This is a genomic window from Vreelandella arctica (assembly GCF_037070215.1).
Classification (GTDB): Bacteria; Pseudomonadota; Gammaproteobacteria; order Pseudomonadales; family Halomonadaceae; genus Vreelandella; species Vreelandella arctica.
Genome location: NZ_JBANSN010000014.1, coordinates 39,582 through 56,481 on the forward strand (window position 1 = coordinate 39,582; position 16,900 = coordinate 56,481).

Below are 16,900 nucleotides of genomic sequence, written 5' to 3' on the forward strand. Positions count from 1 at the left end.
CGGCTGATTTAGTAAAATTAAGAACATCTAATTTTCGGAGCATTAATGCGCAATAACCAGCCTGTGTCCCAACGTGAATACGTCCTGAGCGAAGAAACGGTGCTCATTTCCCGTTCGGACTTAAAAGGGAATGTCACCTACGCGAACCCTACGTTTGTTGAGGTCAGTGGCTATAGCCGTGAAGAGCTAATCGGCGCTCCGCATAATCTACTTCGTCACCCCGATATGCCAGAAGCGGCTTATGCGGATTTCTGGAAAACGATTCAAGCCGGAGAAACCTGGCAAGGCGTGGTCAAAAACCGCCGCAAAAATGGCGATCACTATTGGGTACATGCCACCGTGGCGCCACTACGGGACGGTGAACGCATTGCAGGCTATACCTCCGTTCGCCGCAAAGCCTCTGCCAACGCAGTGGCCAGGGCGGAAAAGGTTTACGCTGAAATTCGTGAAAAGGGCAAGTCCCGCCACTATAAGCTCGCCCAGGGCGCGCTACGTCGCAAAGGCTTAACCGGCATACTGACCCGGTTCCAGCTCACCAGCCTGAAAGCCAAGCTCACCAGCATGGTGGTGGCTTCGCTACTGCTTATAAGCCTTGCAGGAGGCATGGGGGTTTACGCCCTGGTGATGTCCGGTGAGCGTCTGGAAACACTCAACCGCTCTGGGCTGGGTGAAGTAGCTACCCTACAGCACATCGAACGCTATATTGGGCAAACGGTCGAGACGCTGGAGCCGGTCGTACGTAATCCACGCCAAGCGGATCTTGACGCCATTAACGCTGAAATTGGCGAATATACCCGCTCATTGAATACGCTATGGCTTGATTACAATGTCGATGAGGTGGCTGAGATTGAAGCAAACCAAGCATTCGATAGTGCGCTGACCACATGGGACGCCGGTGTGGAAAACACCCTGGTCGCTATTCAAGAAGGCAACGGGTTTGCGGCCTTTGAAGCTTTTAACGACATAGTGGTACCGACGACGGAATCACTGCGTGAGCTAAACAGCACCTTGGTCGAGCAAGTGCGCGCCGATGCTGAAGCGTTGGTCTCTCAGGCGCAAAGCGGACGCCAACAGATGCTGGTAGCCCAGCTGACATTACTGGCCATTGGTTTTCTGGTCATGATTGGCCTGAGCGCGATGATACTGAAATCCGTGTTGCGCAGTTTATCGGGCGCGCGCTATATCACTTTTCAAACCGCCGCTGGCAATCTGGCTGCTCGAGGGCATCATCAAACCAACGATGAGTTGGGCGAGTTACTTTATTCGTTGGATACCATGCGTTTTAGCTTATCGAGCATTGTGGGTGATGTGGAAAGTCGCGTTTCGGTCGTCACCCCGGCAATCCAACAGATCGCCGCTGAAAATGAAGAGCTCTCGTCGCGTACGGAGCAACAGGCATCGTCACTGCAGCAAACCGCTTCGAGTATGGAAGAGATGACCTCGACGGTTCAGCAGAATACCGAGAATGCCCGCCAAGCAACCGAACTGGCGGTACAGAACGCTGCTAGCACCAAAGATACCGGCCAGCAAATGCAGCAACTGGTGGAGCGCATGCAGCGTATTGCCCAGAGCGCTGAAAAAATGACCGAAATGATTAGCGTCATCGATGGCATTGCCTTCCAAACCAATATTCTGGCACTCAATGCCTCGGTTGAGGCCGCTCGTGCCGGTGAGCATGGCCGCGGCTTTGCCGTAGTCGCCAGCGAAGTGCGTAATCTGGCTGGGCGGAGCGCGGATGCTGCCCAGGAAATCCGCAAGATGATTGACAGCACGACGCAAGAAGTAAGCGGGGGCCGCAGTGCCGTCGAGCAGGCGGAGCGGGCGATTGAAGAGGTGTCTCAGCAGGTTAGTCGGGTCAGTGAACTGATGGCCGCGATCAGTACCGCCTCCACCGAACAGAGCAGTGGGATCGGCCAAATAAACACGGCGATTGCTGAAATGGACCATGTGACTCAGCAGAATGCCTCTAAAGTTCAGACGATTGCGGCATCAGCCGACAATTTCTCCCTTGAGGCTCATGAGCTTGCCAACGTGGTGGACGCATTCCGTTTGGAAGGTGCCCAGGATGAGAACATCAACGAGGCGCGGGCGAAGTTGCAGCGTGCAACCCATGCATTAAACAAAGCAACCCGCGGTTTGCCAGCTCCTTCCCAGCGACGTCCCCAATCCCTTTCAACACAACCCCATGCCGATCAGTGGGAAACGTTCTAGTAGGCGGTATAAAGAATGCTAGGTCGCTGATTTTCATCATTTCGTTTAATACCATGCCACCCTAAGCGGTGGCATGTTTTATGCATTACTCCTAATTGAAATGGCCCAGCCAGCAAATGATCCAGTCTAGGGAACTCTGCTGAGTCTAATGGCATTACCAGCCTTCAATAAAAAGTAGGGGTTCTAAATGCGCAGTGCTAAACAGGCAACATCGACGCAGGCAACATCCGGCTTATACGAGTTAGCCGATGACGAAGTGCTGATCTCACGTTCGGATCTACAGGGCAGAATCACCTACGCCAACCAAACCTTTGTGGAAGTGAGCGGCTACTCGTTAGAAGCGTTAATGGGCGAACCCCATAGCCTGTTCCGCCACCCAAGCATGCCCAAAGCTGTTTTTCAGAATTTGTGGGAAACCATTGAGGCGGGAAAAACCTGGCAAGGACTGATTAAAAATCGTCGCCAAAGCGGAGAGGCGTATTGGATGCATACCACCATCGCGCCGCTACTCGATGGTGAGCGCGTAGTGGGCTATACCTCTATCCGGCGCAAAGCCGACGCTAAGGCCATTGCCCAGGCAGAGCGCGTTTACGCTGCGATGCAAGAGGGCAAAACACGCGGCTTTACGCTCCATTATGGTGCAGTGCGCCGCACTGGCGTGCGCGGTTGGGTAAAGCGTTTTAGTTTCAATAGCATGCAGGCCAAACTGATAGGCATGGTGCTGGCTGCGATTGTTTTGCTGCTGGTGGCCGGGGCTGCGGGCGTTTACGGCTTGACCAGTTCCGCGGAACGGTTGCGCACGCTCAATCAAACAGGGCTTGAAGGTATTACCGACCTTCAGCAAATTGACCAGCGTGTTAGTCAAGCGATCCAAGCACTTGAACCTGCCGTACGTAATCCCCGCCGTGCAGACCTGGATGTGCTAGAAACGCAATTAGCCACCATGAGTACCGATATTGAACAATCCTGGCAAGGCTACACTGCGCTGCGAGAAACAGGGAGCGTGCAGGAAGGGCTCACGGCACACCTCGCCACTTTTATGGAAAGTGCTGATGTCACTCTGACCGCTATCCGGGATGGCAATGGGTTTGCTGCGTTTGAGGCCTTTAACGATACCGTCCAACCGACCTCTGAAAGCATTAGCGCCACGGTCAATTTGCTGGTGGATCAAGAGCGAACAGCGGCCCAAACGCTGATGGGAAATGCTGAACAACAGCAACAAGTACTGCTATACGGCCAGTTAGGCGTACTACTGCTCGGTATTGTGTTGATGGTCGGGCTGAGCATGGCGGTGCTTAAATCGTTGATTAAATCACTCAATGAAGCGCGCAGAGTAACGTTCCAGATTGCTGCGGGTAACCTGGCCAACCGTGTCACCCTAAAGCGCAATGATGAACTAGGTGAGCTGTTGAGTTCGCTGGAAACCATGCGTGCAAGCCTATCCGGGCTGATTACTGAAGTGGGCAATAAGGTTGATGTCGTCACACCTGCTTCTGAACATATTAAACAGCAGAATGAAGACCTGGCGTCACGCACCGAGCAGCAGGCGTCTTCGCTGCAGCAAACGGCTTCCAGCATGGACCAAATGACGGCGACTGTGCAGCAAAATAGCGAAAACGCCCGCGAGGCCAATCAGCTAGCCATGCAAAATGCTACCACTAGCCGTGAGACCGGCGAGCGTATGCAGGCGCTTGTCGAGCGGATGGAGCGTATTGCCGCCAGTGCCGATAAAATGACCGACATCATTAGCGTGATTGATGGTATCGCCTTCCAAACCAATATTCTGGCGTTGAATGCTTCGGTGGAAGCTGCACGCGCAGGTGAGCAGGGGCGTGGCTTCGCCGTGGTGGCCAATGAAGTGCGTAATTTGGCGGGGCGCAGTGCCGATGCCGCTGGGGAAATTCGCCGCTTAATCGACTCTTCCTCCCAGGAAATCAGCGGTGGTGCCCAGGCGGTGAAAGAGGCTGAAGCGGCTATTGATCAGGTCGTGACTCAAGTAATGAAAGTCAGCGATATCATGGAAGAGATCAGCTCCGCATCTGATGAGCAGAGCAGCGGTATCGCCCAAATCAATACTGCTGTCTCCGAGATGGATCATGTCACCCAGCAGAACGCTTCCAAGGTACAGTCAATTTCCAGCGCCGCTCAGGACCTCACCCGCGAAGCATTAAGCCTCGCGAACGTCATCGCCGCCTTCCGGTTAGAGGGCGCGGCAGAAGAGAGCAGCGAAACCGCTCGCGAGCGTATGCTTAAGCAAGTAGGCTTTCAGCCAACACTTCCCTTAGCTGCCGCATCCCCTCAGGGGCACTTGCCCCAACGCACCGCTGCCCCTCAGCCAGCCGAAGAGGCGTGGGAAACGTTCTAATGAATTAGCGCCATGGAAGGCGCTTTTCTCTCTACTTCGAGCCTCTACATCTAGCCTCTGTATCTAGTCGCTGCATCTAGTCTCTGCGTGGCGCTCATGCCACAATCGAAGGCCGTTGATTATTCAGACATCCTAGCCTACGGCCTTTTATGTTGTGGGCGAATAAAAAAAGAGCATTGTCTTTAAGCTTTTATCCAAGAAAGCTTTTGCGATGGTTATTAAAAGATAGATATTAAGAGAGTAGAGGACGCCATGCCAGAGTATCGCTCACGTACCACCACCGCTGGTCGTAATATGGCCGGTGCACGCGCCCTGTGGCGCGCCACCGGTATGCAGGACGGTGACTTTCAAAAGCCGATTATTGCCGTCGCCAACTCCTTCACCCAGTTTGTGCCGGGCCATGTTCACTTAAAGGACATGGGCCAGCTAGTGGCGCGGGAGATTGAGAAAGCGGGCGGCGTAGCGAAAGAGTTCAACACCATTGCGGTGGATGACGGCATCGCCATGGGTCACGACGGCATGCTCTATTCGTTGCCTAGCCGTGACTTGATTGCCGACAGCGTCGAGTACATGTGCAACGCCCACTGTGCCGATGCGCTGGTATGTATCTCCAACTGCGACAAAATTACCCCTGGGATGCTGATGGCCGCGTTGCGCCTGAATATTCCGGTTATCTTTGTCTCTGGTGGCCCCATGGAGGCGGGTAAAACCAAGCTGCTTAACCATGGCCTTGATTTAGTAGACGCCATGGTAATGGCCGCCGATGACAGCGTTGATGACGAAACCCTCGCCGAAGTCGAGCGCAGCGCGTGCCCCACCTGCGGCAGCTGTTCAGGAATGTTCACCGCCAACTCGATGAACTGTCTGACCGAGGCGCTAGGCTTGGCTTTGCCTGGTAACGGAACCGTGCTGGCCACCCACTCAGATCGTCGTCGCCTGTTTGAAACCGCCGGTCACCGCATTGTTGAGCTGGCCAAACGCTATTACGAAGGCGATGAAGCGCACCTGCTGCCCCGTGCCATTGCTTCCAAAGCAGCGTTCAAAAACGCCATGACGCTGGATATCGCCATGGGGGGCTCTACTAACACCATTCTGCACTTCCTGGCTGCTGCCCAGGAAGCCGAGGTGGACTTCACCATGGCGGATATCGACCGCCTCTCCCGTGAAGTGCCCCAGCTCTGCAAAGTGGCGCCCAACACTCAGAAATACCATATCGAAGACGTCCATCGTGCGGGCGGTATCATGGCGATTCTCGGTGAGCTGGACCGTGCACACGTACTGGATACCTCGGTGCCCACCGTGTATGGCGACAGCCTCAAGGCCGCGCTGGATGAGTGGGACATTATGCGTTCGCCCAGCGCCGAAGTAGTTGAGTTCTTTAAAGCCGGGCCGGGCGGTATTCCCACACAGACCGCCTTTTCCCAAAGCGCCCGCTGGCCGAGCCTCGACGGCGACCGCGCCACGGGCTGTATCCGCGACCTGGAACACGCCTTCTCCCAGCAGGGTGGCTTGGCCGTGCTGTATGGCAATATCGCGCTGGATGGTTGCGTGGTGAAAACCGCCGGGGTCGACGAATCAATCCTGGTATTCGAAGGCCCCGCGCATGTGGTCGAGTCCCAGGATCAGGCGGTTGCCGATGTATTGGCGGATAAGGTCAAAGCGGGCGATGTCGTCGTGATCCGCTATGAAGGCCCCAAAGGTGGCCCCGGCATGCAAGAGATGCTTTATCCCACTTCGTATCTCAAGTCTAAAGGGTTAGGAAAAGCCTGCGCGCTGCTCACCGATGGTCGCTTTTCGGGCGGCACCTCTGGGCTTTCGATTGGTCATGTGTCGCCGGAAGCCGCAGCTGGGGGCGCCATTGGCTTAATTGAGCAGGGCGATATCATCCGTATAGATATTCCTAACCGGACGATCAACGTCAACCTGAGCGATGCGGAGCTGGCGGCTCGCCGCGAGGCGATGGAGGCAAAAGGCGCTACCGCCTGGAAGCCCGTTGAACAGCGCCCCCGCAAGATTACCCCAGCGCTGAAAGCCTATGCGCTATTGGCCACATCTGCCGACAAAGGGGCCGTTCGAGACCTAAGCAAGCTGGATTGATAGGGCACTAAGCTCGGCAATCATCAGTCGCAGTCACAACATTGAAGGAATCAAATGAAGGCAATTATTAACGTTGGATTAGTCGGCTACGGATTTGCGAGCCAAACCTTCCACGCACCGCTTATTCAGGCCACGGAGGGCCTGGATTTGGTAGCGGTATCCTCAAGCGATGCTGCTAAGGTGCAGGCGTCACTTCCTAACGTAGAGGTAGAGGCCCAGGCGTTGGCGCTTTGCAAGCGCAGTGATATTGATTTGATTGTTATTCCGACACCCAACGACACGCATTTTTCGCTCGCGAAAGCGGCGCTGTCGGCGGGCAAGCACGTGGTGGTCGATAAGCCATTCACGGTCACGCTGTCGGAAGGAAAGTTGCTCAAAAAGTTGGCGGATGAAAAAGAGTGTCTTTTGTCGGTATTTCATAACCGCCGTTGGGATAGCGATTTCTTAACCGTTAAAGCGTTGCTTGAAGCGGGGACGCTAGGGCGTGTGGTGAATTTTGAATCACATTTTGACCGCTTCCGCCCGGAAGTGCGTGATCGCTGGCGCGAGAAATCGACCCCCGGAGGTGGCATCTGGTACGACTTGGGCCCGCACCTGTTGGACCAAGCCTGTGAATTGTTTGGCATGCCTCAGGCAATCTTGCTGGAACTAGACGCACTACGTGACCGTGCCCAGGCCGACGATGACTTCCTGGCGCTGCTCGATTACGAAGGCTTTCGCGTTACCTTGGCCGCTGGCACATTAATTGCCGATCCAACCCCGCGTTTTCGGATTCATGGCACCCAAGGCAGCTTCGTTAAGTACGGCCTGGATCCCCAGGAGGGTAGGCTGAAAGCAGGCGAAGTGCCCGCACCGCAGTGGGGCGAGGATAGCCAACATGGCACGTTAACGCTGCGCGAAGGAGAGGGTGAAAACGCGCCGCTGGTGCGCCGTGAACTTCCGACGCTGCCGGGCGATTACTTAGCTTACTACCAGGGTATTACTGCTGCTATTCGTAATAAAGCGCCGCTACCGGTAAGCGTCGACGACGCCCTGCGTTCGATGGCTCTGCTGGAAGCGGGGTTGGACAGCCACCGCCAGCGGCGCTGGATTACATTGAAAAATCATCTTTAAATAAGTAAGAGATAACGATCGCGAGCTAAAGCTGCCACCATTAGTGCTACTGAGTCGTCTGGTAGCTTGTTATGGGATGTTGGCCGCTTCCGCAGTAGTTCAGGAATTCGGTGAAATGTGTACTTTTTGCTTTGACAGGCTGATGCTGAGAGCACTGCGAGAGTTGGTTTTGGGCTTATTGAGGAAGGGGATGACGTGCCGATAGAACCTGGTGAATATCCAATAATCGAGCCCAAAACAGCGTTAGGACGTGCACTCGTTGAGTTTTTCCATGTGCTTGAGTCTGTGTATGCAAGTGGCGAAAAAGGCATTTTTCAAGTGATTGTATTTGGAGGCTGCGCGGTTCACATTCATTCTCGAGCACGGGGTAGCGCGGATATAGACGCCGAAGTCGCATCTCATGGCTTGGCCAGAAAATCCGATATTGTTGCGCTTCTGGACGAAGACACCTATGTGTTCACTGATGAAGATGGCGTAGTACAAATACTAGAGCTAGATGCTAGTTTCAATGCGACGCTGGCCCCTTTACACGAAGATTACGAAGATCGCATCATTCGGTTAGTGACACAAAGCAATATCCCCAACGTAGAAGTCTACGTTGCGAGTGCGCTTGATGTAGCAATTACCAAGCTTGGTCGCTTTGGTGACCGTGATCAAAGCGATATCCAAACGTTGCTACAGCTTCCTTATATAGACATCGAAGAATTTGAACGGTTAGCCCGAGAAGCAATCAGCTACTATGTGGGGGACGAAACTCGCATTTTGGGAAACCTAAAAGTGATGCTAGATGATTATTATCGTAACGAGGACTAGTTATGGAAGCTTCTGTTAAACGCAAGCTGCTATATCGAGTGGGGGCTCATTCTCTTGAAATCGCAGTCGATGACGTCAAGCAACTTGCAGATTCCATCTGGTATAAAGGTTATCGGCCAACGTGGGCTGAGCTCGAAATACTTCGTTTAGAAATGCCTTGTGAGGCATTTCAGCGTTCGCTTTGTGTGCTTGAATTGCTAAGCCAGTACCCTGTCTGCCGTCGAGATACCGCACAGCATCTACAACGATTGACCCGTCAATATCATCATCAGTTGATTGGGCACGACAATGTCCTTCCCCAAGGCAGATATTCTCCTAGCAAGCGATGGGGGCTGACTGATACCACCATTTCACTTCGCAAGGCACTGTTACCTCTACAAACACGGATCTACGCTGATTCTAAAAAGCATCGGCATGGTCTAAGCGCTTGACGGGGGTAGAGCCAATGAGTGCCTCAAAGCAAATCCGTCGCATTATTGCGCTTCTCTTCGCGCAGCCTGTCTCGCGCAATGTAAAGCGCGGCAATCGCACGGGCTTCGTGAAAATCCTCGCGCAATAGCAGTGAAGGAAGCTCCTCAATGGCGTGAGTTTCCACAATCAATGGCTCGGGTTCATCCCCTGGCAGTCGCTTGGGGTAAAGGTCGGTGGCAAGCAGCACCTGCATGCGATGGCGCATATAGTTCGGCGCCAGGGAAAGCTCAACCAGCGGCTCGATGCGGTGCGCACCCACGCCACACTCCTCCATCAGCTCGCGATTGGCCGCGGTGATAATATCTTCACCGGGGTCGACCAGCCCTTTTGGCAAGGTGAGCACATAATCTTCAAACCCGGCGGCGTATTCGCGAATCAGCAGCACATGCTCCGGGTCAGGCATTGCTACCATCATCACCGCGCCTCGGTCCGCGCCGGTTAAACGTTCAAATTGGCGCTCTTCGCCATTGGAAAAACGCAGATCCAGTGACTCAATCTGGAATAAACGGCTTTGGGTGATCTGCTTGCGAGCAAGAATCTGTGGCTTTTGCTGGTAACCCGAGCGGTTAACGCTGCCATCTTCAGGGTGATTAAAGGTTGGGCGAGTAGGGGGGGACGTAGACATAAACATGTGCCTCCATGGCTGGTAAAAGGCGGTTAAGCTACAATAGCACGCTTACTCCTAACGTGACTGGAGCGGCAATGATTGATTGGCGCGAGATAGACACTGTCCTCCTTGATATGGATGGCACGCTGCTGGATTTACACTTCGACAGCCATTTTTGGCTTGAGCATTTACCGCGGCGCTACCGCGAATTGCACCAACTGGATGAAGCCTCTCAGGAAGCGCTGCGCGCGCGTATTATCGGCGAGCAGGGCACTTTAAACTGGTACAGCCTAGCGTACTGGAGCCGCGAGCTGGGCGTGGATATTGTCGCCCTGAAACGAGAAATCCAACATCTGATAGGCCTGCGCAGTGACGCACTGGATTTTCTCAAATGGCTTAAGCTAGCACATCCACGGGTGGTGCTTGCCACCAACGCTGATCGCGCCAGCCTTGCCCTGAAACTGCCCCTCACCGGCCTGGAAAGCTACTTGGACGCCATCGTCTCTTCCGAAGACGTGGGCGCCGCCAAAGAGGAGCAGGCGTTCTGGTTTGCGTTGCAGGAAATCGAGCCTTTCGACCCGGCGCGCACGCTGTTTATCGATGACAATGCCCGCGTGCTTGAAAGCGCTCGTGAGTTTGGTATCAAGTATTTGCTGGGCATTAAGCAACCTGACAGCCAGCGGCCCGAAAAAGAGCTACAGGAATTTATAGCCCTTGATCGGTTCGCTCATCTGTTACCCGAACAACTGCCGGAACAGCAGTCTGAAACGCAAGGAGTGCCTAAATGAGCGAGAGCGTACGCTTAGATAAATGGCTCTGGGCAGCACGTTTCTTTAAGACCCGCGCACTGGCTAAAAAAGCCATTGAAGGTGGCAAGGTTCACTACGATGGTGGCCGCGCTAAAACCAGCAAACAGGTGGAAATCGGTGCGCTTATTCGTGTACCACAGGGCTGGGAGATATTAGAGGTAGAGGTGGTATCGCTTTCGGATCAACGACGCGGTGCACCAGAAGCGCGCACACTCTATGCAGAAACCGACGCAAGTGTGCAGCGTCGTGCCAAGGAAGCTGAAGCAAGGCGCCTCACTAACGAGGCGATGCAGCATCCGCTCAAACGCCCTGATAAAAAGCAGCGCCGCGATATTCAGCGTTTCCAACGCAATCAGGGTGAGTAGCCCTCGCGGCTATTTACTCAGTGCAGCAGCATCAATAGCCCAGTTAACGATTAGTCGCAGCTAAACACCCGCCGTCCTTTATAGTAGGTTGCCAAATTATGTCCGATCAAATTCAACGCTTTATGTTCGATCACACCAATGTCCGCGGCGAGATCGTCACCCTGGCGGCCGCCTATCACGAAGTGTTGGATCGCCACGCCTACCCACCCGCGGTCAATGAGCTATTGGGTGAGCTGTTAGCTGCCGTGGCGCTACTCACCGATACCGTTAAGCTGGATGGCACGCTAAGCATCGAAGTGCGCGGCCGCGGCGTTCTGTCATTACTGATGGCCGAATCCAATCCCGGTGGTGAATTGCGGGCGATTGCCCGCATCGCGGAAGACGCCGACCTGCCTAGCGAGCATGCCTCTTTCCGTGAGCTGGTCGGTGAGGGCCAAATCGTCATCACCCTCGACCCCCGTGAAGGTCATCGCTACCAAGGCATTGTCGCGCTGGATCAGGAGACGCTAGGTGGCTGCCTGGAAGCCTACTTTACGCAATCCGAGCAGTTGCCAACCCGCCTATGGTTAGCGGCTGATGAGAAGCGCGCAGGTGGGTTGCTGCTCCAACGCCTCCCTGAAGAGTCACAAAACCAGGATGTCGATGCCTGGGACCGTAGCGTGCAGTTAGCCGATACGATTAAAACAGAAGAGCTGCTCGGCCTTGAACAGCGCGAAGTGCTGCACCGCCTTTACCATGAAGAAACCGTGCGCGTTTTTGAACCCAAAGCCCTGCGCTTTGGCTGTACCTGCTCCCGCGAACGAATGAGCCATGCACTGCACACGCTAGGCAAGGAAGAACTGCGAGATATTCTTCACGAACAGGGCGCTATCGACACCCAATGCCACTTTTGCCATACGAAATATCACTACACGGCGGCGGATATTGAAACTTTGTTAGATGACCCTGAAGCCCCATCGCCTACGATTCACTAAGTATGTAGTCGCGGCTGGGCAGTCGGGCGTTTTTTAGTGCCGCTAGGCGGACCAGTAGAACCAATGAATTTGGCCGCTGTTGCAAACGATCGTTTTAATTTTTACTGCGCTGCAACACAAAATGTAGTGCTTTTGTAGTAGTTTAACTACAAGATATTTGATCTTCGCCCCCGTTTCCTGGGGGCTTTCTTTTTGCCATAATGCGCCGGACTTCAGCGTGCCCAGCCGATTTAGCAGGCTGGGATGACATTTAAGGCGTCGGTGACGCCCGGTAACGAGATATAACGGCCTTAAGGCCCAGGAATCGACATGACCACGACTCAAGCTCCCCAAGCCCACGTCAATCTCAGCAGCGCCGAACTTATCGAGCGCGCCGTGGCACGTGGCGAAGGCCGCCTCTCGGCTAACGGTGCCCTGGTAGTTAATACCGGCCTGCGTACCGGCCGTTCACCGAAAGACCGCTTTATTGTTGATGAGCCCTCTACGCGTAGCCAAATTGATTGGGGCAGCGTCAACCGTCCCTTTGATGCTGAGAAATTCAACGCCTTGTGGGATCGGGTCGATGAATACCTGAACAGCCAAGAGCACTTTGTCTCTGAGCTTCATGTGGGTAGTGATTCTACCCACTATCTGCCGGTTCGTGTTACCACCGAAACCGCTTGGCAAAACCTGTTTGGCCGTACCATGTTTGTGCGCCCTTTGGCCTACAATCAAGCTGCTAAAGACGAGTGGGCCATTCTTAACGTGGCGGGCTTTGAGTGTGATCCCTCTCGCGATGGCACCAACTCTGATGGTTGCGTGATCATCAACTTCGCCGAGAAAAAAGTGCTTATCGCGGGCATGCGCTATGCCGGTGAAATGAAAAAAGCCATGTTCTCCGTGCAGAACTTCCTGCTACCTGCCGCCGACGTGCTGCCGATGCACTGCTCCGCGAACGTGGGGGAAGATGGTGAAACCTGCCTCTTCTTCGGTCTTTCGGGCACCGGTAAAACTACGCTTTCCGCTGACCAGGCACGCTTCTTGATTGGTGATGATGAACACGCTTGGGGCGACGGTATCGTCTTCAACATGGAGGGTGGCTGCTACGCTAAGTGCATCGATCTTTCCGAGAAGAACGAGCCGGTCATCTGGAACGCTATCAAGTTTGGTACCGTGCTGGAAAACGTAGTGTTGGATGATCGTCGTGAGCCCGACTACGCCGACGATAGCCTGACCCAGAACTCCCGCGCCGCTTACCCGCTGGAGCACGTTGAAAAGCGCGTAGCGGAAAACCTGGCGGGCGAGCCGAATGCGATTGTATTCCTGACCTGCGATATGTCAGGCGTATTGCCCCCAGTGTCGATTCTTTCCAAAGAAGCTGCGGCGTATCACTTCCTGTCTGGCTATACTGCCAAAGTGGGCTCCACTGAAATGGGCTCTTCTGAAGGCTTGGCCGCCACGTTCTCTACCTGCTTTGGTGCACCGTTCTTCCCGCGTCCAGCGCGTGAGTACGCTGACCTGCTGATCAAGCGTGTCGATAAGCAGGATGCTCAGGTTTACTTGGTCAACACCGGCTGGACCGGTGGTGCTTACGGCGAAGGTGGTTCGCGCTTCTCTATCCCGACCACGCGCGCCATCATCAGCGCGATTCAGTCGGGTGTACTGCGCGATATCGACACCAAGCATATCGATGGGCTCAATCTACAAGTGCCTGTTGCCGTGCCGGGCGTTGATTCAAGCCTGCTCGACCCGCGTGAAACGTGGCAGGACCGCGATGCCTACGACCGTCACCTTAAAGAGCTGGCGACCAAATTCGTCGATAACTTCAAGAAGTTTGAAGGCGTTAATGAAGCGATCATCCAAGCGGGCCCCCAACTAACCTGATGGTTAGCGGCTGGTAGATGATTGAACCGGTGTGTTTGCTCGTTAAAGAGGCAAGTAGAAAAGCAATTGGCGGGTGTAAGTAGTCGACGGTTAGAACGACTAAGTGCTTAGAAGTGATCGCCATTAGAAACGATTGACGCCAAAATGGGACAGCGCTTCGGCACTGTCCCATTTTTATTGTCTACTTTCTTCGCAGAACAGCAAGGGAGTGATACCCATGAAAAGACGTCAATTCTTAGGCTTAGCGGGACTCACCGGCATAGTAGGTGCCATACCAAGCCTGTCGTTTGGCTTTCCACGGCTAGATCTTGAACCTGCGCCAGGTTTGGAAACGCTCGAGCTTAGCGAAGCCGAGTGGCGGGAGCGACTCTCCGATGAAGCCTTTGATGTGCTCCGTAAGCACGGGACTGAACCTGCCTTTTCCAGCCCCTTGGATAAGGAGTGGGGGGAGGGCGAGTATCGTTGCGCTGGCTGTGATCTATTACTGTTTACCAGTGAAATGAAATATGATTCCGGTACCGGCTGGCCGAGCTTTTTTGAGCACGTAGAAGGACATATGCTCACCGAGCTTGATTTCAAACTAATTTGGCCCCGCACTGAATACCACTGTGCCCGCTGCGGTGGCCATCAGGGCCACGTATTTGAAGATGGCCCCGATCCTACCGGCCTGCGATGGTGTAATAACGGAGTGGCGCTGCGTTTTGTGCCAGCGTGAGCAAGTGGATAGATGGGCGGGTAATCTAAAATAATCAGTAGGAGGGTGGTGTGAAAGGTTGGCTCCAACAACGATGGACTCGAAAAAAACTTGCCCGTATCCATAACTTGCACGACGTAGAACGGCTCGCCAAAAGAGCGCTACCACGACCTATTTTTGGCTATATCGATCATGTCGCAGAGGATGGGCGAACCCAGCGCGCTAACCTCACTGCTTTTGATGATTATCGCTTTATGCCCAAGGCGTTTGTCAATGTGTCGCAAATTGATCTGCACACAGAGCTTTATGGCAAACGCTACGCCGTGCCTTTCGGTATTGCCCCTATGGGCATCAGTGCGCTTTCTACTTACCAGGGCGACCTAGTGCTAGCGCGAGCAGCAGCGAATCGCAACTTACCCATGATCATGAGTGGTTCATCGCTGGTGCCTATGGAAGAGGTGGCGAAGGTGGAGGGTGCCGACTGGTTCCAGGCATACTTACCCGGCACGCCAGAAGGCATCGAAGCTCTGCTCAATCGGATCAAGCGAGCCGGTTTCAAGAAGCTGGTGGTCACGCTGGATTACCCTGTGCCGCCCAATCCGGATAATTTCCGGCGTTCAGGTTTTTCATCCCCTTTGGAGCCAACGCTTCGCTTGGCAATCGATGGGTTGATGCGGCCAGGCTGGTTGTGTAATACCTTTCTTCGTACGCTCTGTAAACAGGGAATGCCGCATTTCGAAAACAACCATGCGGAACGGGGAGCACCCGTGATCTCTCGTCAAGCAGCGCGGGACTTCTCAGGGCGTCGCCATTTTGACTGGGGCTATCTCGATCTGGTGCGGCGGTTATGGCCCGACACGCTGATCGTCAAAGGGGTGCTAAACCCCGAGGATGCGGTACGTGCCCGCCAAGCCGGGGTAGATGGGATTATCCTCTCCAACCACGGCGCCCGTCAGTTGGATAGCACTATCTCTCCGCTCCAGGTGTTGCCAGAGATCAAGCGTCGCATTAGCGATATCCCCATTATGATCGACAGCGGGTTTCGCCGTGGCACCGATATCATCAAGGCCTTGGCGCTGGGCGCTGATTTTGTATTCGTGGGGCGCCCCTTTAATTACGCTGCTGCTTGCGCAGGACAGGAAGGCGTAGAGCATGTTGCCACTCTTTTAGAGCGTGAAATCGAGCGCAATATGGCGCTATTAGGGCTGACCACGCTTTCCCAGTTGGACCGTTCATGCCTCTATCAACCCTCATCCGGTAAAGTAACATCAGCCATCACAACCTAAACCCTTCAACAATATGCTCTGCTAGGCTGGCGATAATTGGTGATTGGGTAGAAGAGGTGCGCTGTAAAACGATGGACGCTTCTGGTAATTCGGGGAAGCCCTCCTTTACACCCAATATCTGCATATCGGCAGTGACCAGGCTTCGCATCCAGGCAGACACGGCCAAACCCGCGCCAACAACGGCTTGCAGGGTAGCCAAACTGGGGCTGCTGTAAGCAATTCGATAGGTTCGTCCTGCGCGGTCTAGCGCATTACAAGCGTGGCGACGGCAAAAGCAGGGTGCCTCGAATATGGCAAGCGGTACCGGTGTCTGTAAATGGGTACAGTGACTCTCGGCGGAGACCCATACCATCGGTTCCTGCCTTAAAATCGTGCCTATTTCATCGCCTATTTCTCGGGTCATTATGATTAGATCCAAGCTCTCTTGCGGCTGTTGGGAGAGCACTGAAGAGGGGGCGCAGTGCACATCGATATCCACCAACGGCCAGGCCTGAGAAAAGGTCTTCAGAATACCGGGTAGAAAGCGCATGACATAGTCATCCGGCACGCCCAGGCGTACACGTCCCACCATATCTGGCTGGCGCAACAGCGTTAGTGCCTCACCCTGCAGCGATAAAATCTTACGTGCATAGCCAAGCAGCGTGTGGCCCTCGCTGGTTAACAGCAATTGGCGATTCTGGCGCACGAAAAGTTGGCGCTCGATAACGTCCTCTTCCAGGCGTTTCATCTGCATGCTGACGGCGGATTGAGTGCGGTTTACCGTCTGAGCGGCGCGGGTAAACCCGCCCTGGTCGACAATCGCCACAAAGGTACGCAACAGCTCATGATCGATGGTGGGTAGTGTGGCCATGGTTATCAATCTTTTTGATGTTGGGTATAAGAAGTATTCGTTGGATTGATTTTAGGCGCTGTTCAATACTTCCTTCAACACTTATTCACTACGCCGTTGTTGGCGGCGAAGGGAGGTTGAAATGGAGCGCTCGTTAGCCTGTTTAGAGCACAGCCAGTGTCCTTTACAGAATGAACACTGCCAGTCAATTAAACAGGAACAACCAAGAATTACCTGGGGAGAAAAGTTCTATCGCTGGCGCCAATTGCGTCGCGAGCGGGATACCTTGCGCCATTTGAGCGACGATATGTTGAAAGATATTGGCCTCAGCCGCGAAGCCGTTCAGCGTGAAGCACGACGCCCCTTTTGGGATGATCATGGCTGGCGGCGTTGATGCCGCAAG

15 protein-coding genes are annotated in these 16,900 nt (G+C 54.2%); 13 read left to right on the forward strand and 2 right to left on the reverse strand.

Going from position 1 to position 16,900, the window contains the following annotated elements; all coding sequences use genetic code 11:
• The first annotated feature begins 45 nt into the window (after positions 1–45).
• The 6 genes from V8L70_RS13815 to V8L70_RS13840 all read left to right on the forward strand — a co-directional run bounded on the left by V8L70_RS13815 (position 46) and on the right by V8L70_RS13840 (position 9,030).
• Complete coding sequence (locus V8L70_RS13815; RefSeq protein WP_336269718.1) at positions 46–2,211, forward strand: methyl-accepting chemotaxis protein; 2,166 nt, start codon at positions 46–48, stop codon at positions 2,209–2,211.
• A 187-nt stretch (positions 2,212–2,398) separates the two neighbouring features.
• Positions 2,399–4,576, forward strand: a complete 2,178-nt coding sequence (locus V8L70_RS13820; RefSeq protein ID WP_336269721.1) for a methyl-accepting chemotaxis protein — start codon at positions 2,399–2,401, stop codon at positions 4,574–4,576.
• 252 nt (positions 4,577–4,828) lie between these two features.
• The gene (ilvD, locus tag V8L70_RS13825) at positions 4,829–6,673 is read left to right on the forward strand and encodes a dihydroxy-acid dehydratase (protein WP_336269722.1); all 1,845 of its coding nucleotides are present in this window, start codon (positions 4,829–4,831) and stop codon (positions 6,671–6,673) included.
• 54 nt (positions 6,674–6,727) lie between these two features.
• Positions 6,728–7,786 carry an oxidoreductase gene (locus V8L70_RS13830; RefSeq protein WP_336269723.1) on the forward strand — a complete coding sequence of 353 codons (1,059 nt, stop codon included), beginning with the start codon at positions 6,728–6,730 and terminating at the stop codon, positions 7,784–7,786.
• Positions 7,787–7,981: 195 nt separating this feature from the next.
• The gene (locus tag V8L70_RS13835; protein WP_336269729.1) at positions 7,982–8,599 is read left to right on the forward strand and encodes a DUF6036 family nucleotidyltransferase; all 618 of its coding nucleotides are present in this window, start codon (positions 7,982–7,984) and stop codon (positions 8,597–8,599) included.
• A 2-nt stretch (positions 8,600–8,601) separates the two neighbouring features.
• A complete protein-coding gene (locus tag V8L70_RS13840; RefSeq protein ID WP_101145329.1) occupies positions 8,602–9,030 on the forward strand; it encodes a hypothetical protein in 429 nt (142 codons plus the stop codon).
• 23 nt (positions 9,031–9,053) lie between these two features.
• On the opposite strand, the gene nudE is transcribed toward V8L70_RS13840, so the two are convergent.
• Positions 9,054–9,695: an ADP compounds hydrolase NudE gene (nudE, locus tag V8L70_RS13845; RefSeq protein ID WP_336269732.1), complete on the reverse strand. Its 642-nt coding sequence runs from the start codon at positions 9,693–9,695 to the stop codon at positions 9,054–9,056.
• 77 nt (positions 9,696–9,772) lie between these two features.
• Between nudE and yrfG the strand changes: the two genes are divergently transcribed.
• The 6 genes from yrfG to V8L70_RS13875 all read left to right on the forward strand — a co-directional run bounded on the left by yrfG (position 9,773) and on the right by V8L70_RS13875 (position 15,668).
• Positions 9,773–10,465, forward strand: coding sequence for a GMP/IMP nucleotidase (gene yrfG / locus V8L70_RS13850; RefSeq protein ID WP_176302781.1), 693 nt, complete (start codon positions 9,773–9,775; stop codon positions 10,463–10,465).
• Positions 10,462–10,851, forward strand: coding sequence for a ribosome-associated heat shock protein Hsp15 (gene hslR / locus V8L70_RS13855; RefSeq protein WP_101145327.1), 390 nt, complete (start codon positions 10,462–10,464; stop codon positions 10,849–10,851). The genes yrfG and hslR overlap by 4 nt, the downstream gene beginning before the upstream one ends.
• A 98-nt stretch (positions 10,852–10,949) precedes the next feature.
• Complete coding sequence (hslO, locus tag V8L70_RS13860) at positions 10,950–11,825, forward strand: Hsp33 family molecular chaperone HslO (RefSeq protein ID WP_176302783.1); 876 nt, start codon at positions 10,950–10,952, stop codon at positions 11,823–11,825.
• A gap of 309 nt (positions 11,826–12,134) precedes the next feature.
• A complete protein-coding gene (locus V8L70_RS13865; RefSeq protein WP_336269734.1) occupies positions 12,135–13,688 on the forward strand; it encodes a phosphoenolpyruvate carboxykinase in 1,554 nt (517 codons plus the stop codon).
• A gap of 217 nt (positions 13,689–13,905) precedes the next feature.
• A complete protein-coding gene (gene msrB, locus V8L70_RS13870) occupies positions 13,906–14,403 on the forward strand; it encodes a peptide-methionine (R)-S-oxide reductase MsrB (protein ID WP_336269736.1) in 498 nt (165 codons plus the stop codon).
• Between the two features lie 50 nt (positions 14,404–14,453).
• Positions 14,454–15,668 carry an alpha-hydroxy acid oxidase gene (locus V8L70_RS13875; RefSeq protein ID WP_101145323.1) on the forward strand — a complete coding sequence of 405 codons (1,215 nt, stop codon included), beginning with the start codon at positions 14,454–14,456 and terminating at the stop codon, positions 15,666–15,668.
• Here V8L70_RS13875 and V8L70_RS13880 read toward each other — a convergent pair.
• Positions 15,658–16,518 (reverse strand): LysR substrate-binding domain-containing protein, encoded by an 861-nt coding sequence (locus V8L70_RS13880; RefSeq protein ID WP_336269737.1) that lies wholly within the window; start codon positions 16,516–16,518, stop codon positions 15,658–15,660. The two genes, V8L70_RS13875 and V8L70_RS13880, sit on opposite strands and share 11 nt — an antisense overlap.
• Positions 16,519–16,639: 121 nt before the next feature.
• Between V8L70_RS13880 and V8L70_RS13885 the strand changes: the two genes are divergently transcribed.
• Positions 16,640–16,891, forward strand: coding sequence for a DUF1127 domain-containing protein (locus V8L70_RS13885; RefSeq protein ID WP_336269738.1), 252 nt, complete (start codon positions 16,640–16,642; stop codon positions 16,889–16,891).
• Positions 16,892–16,900 lie beyond the last annotated feature (9 nt).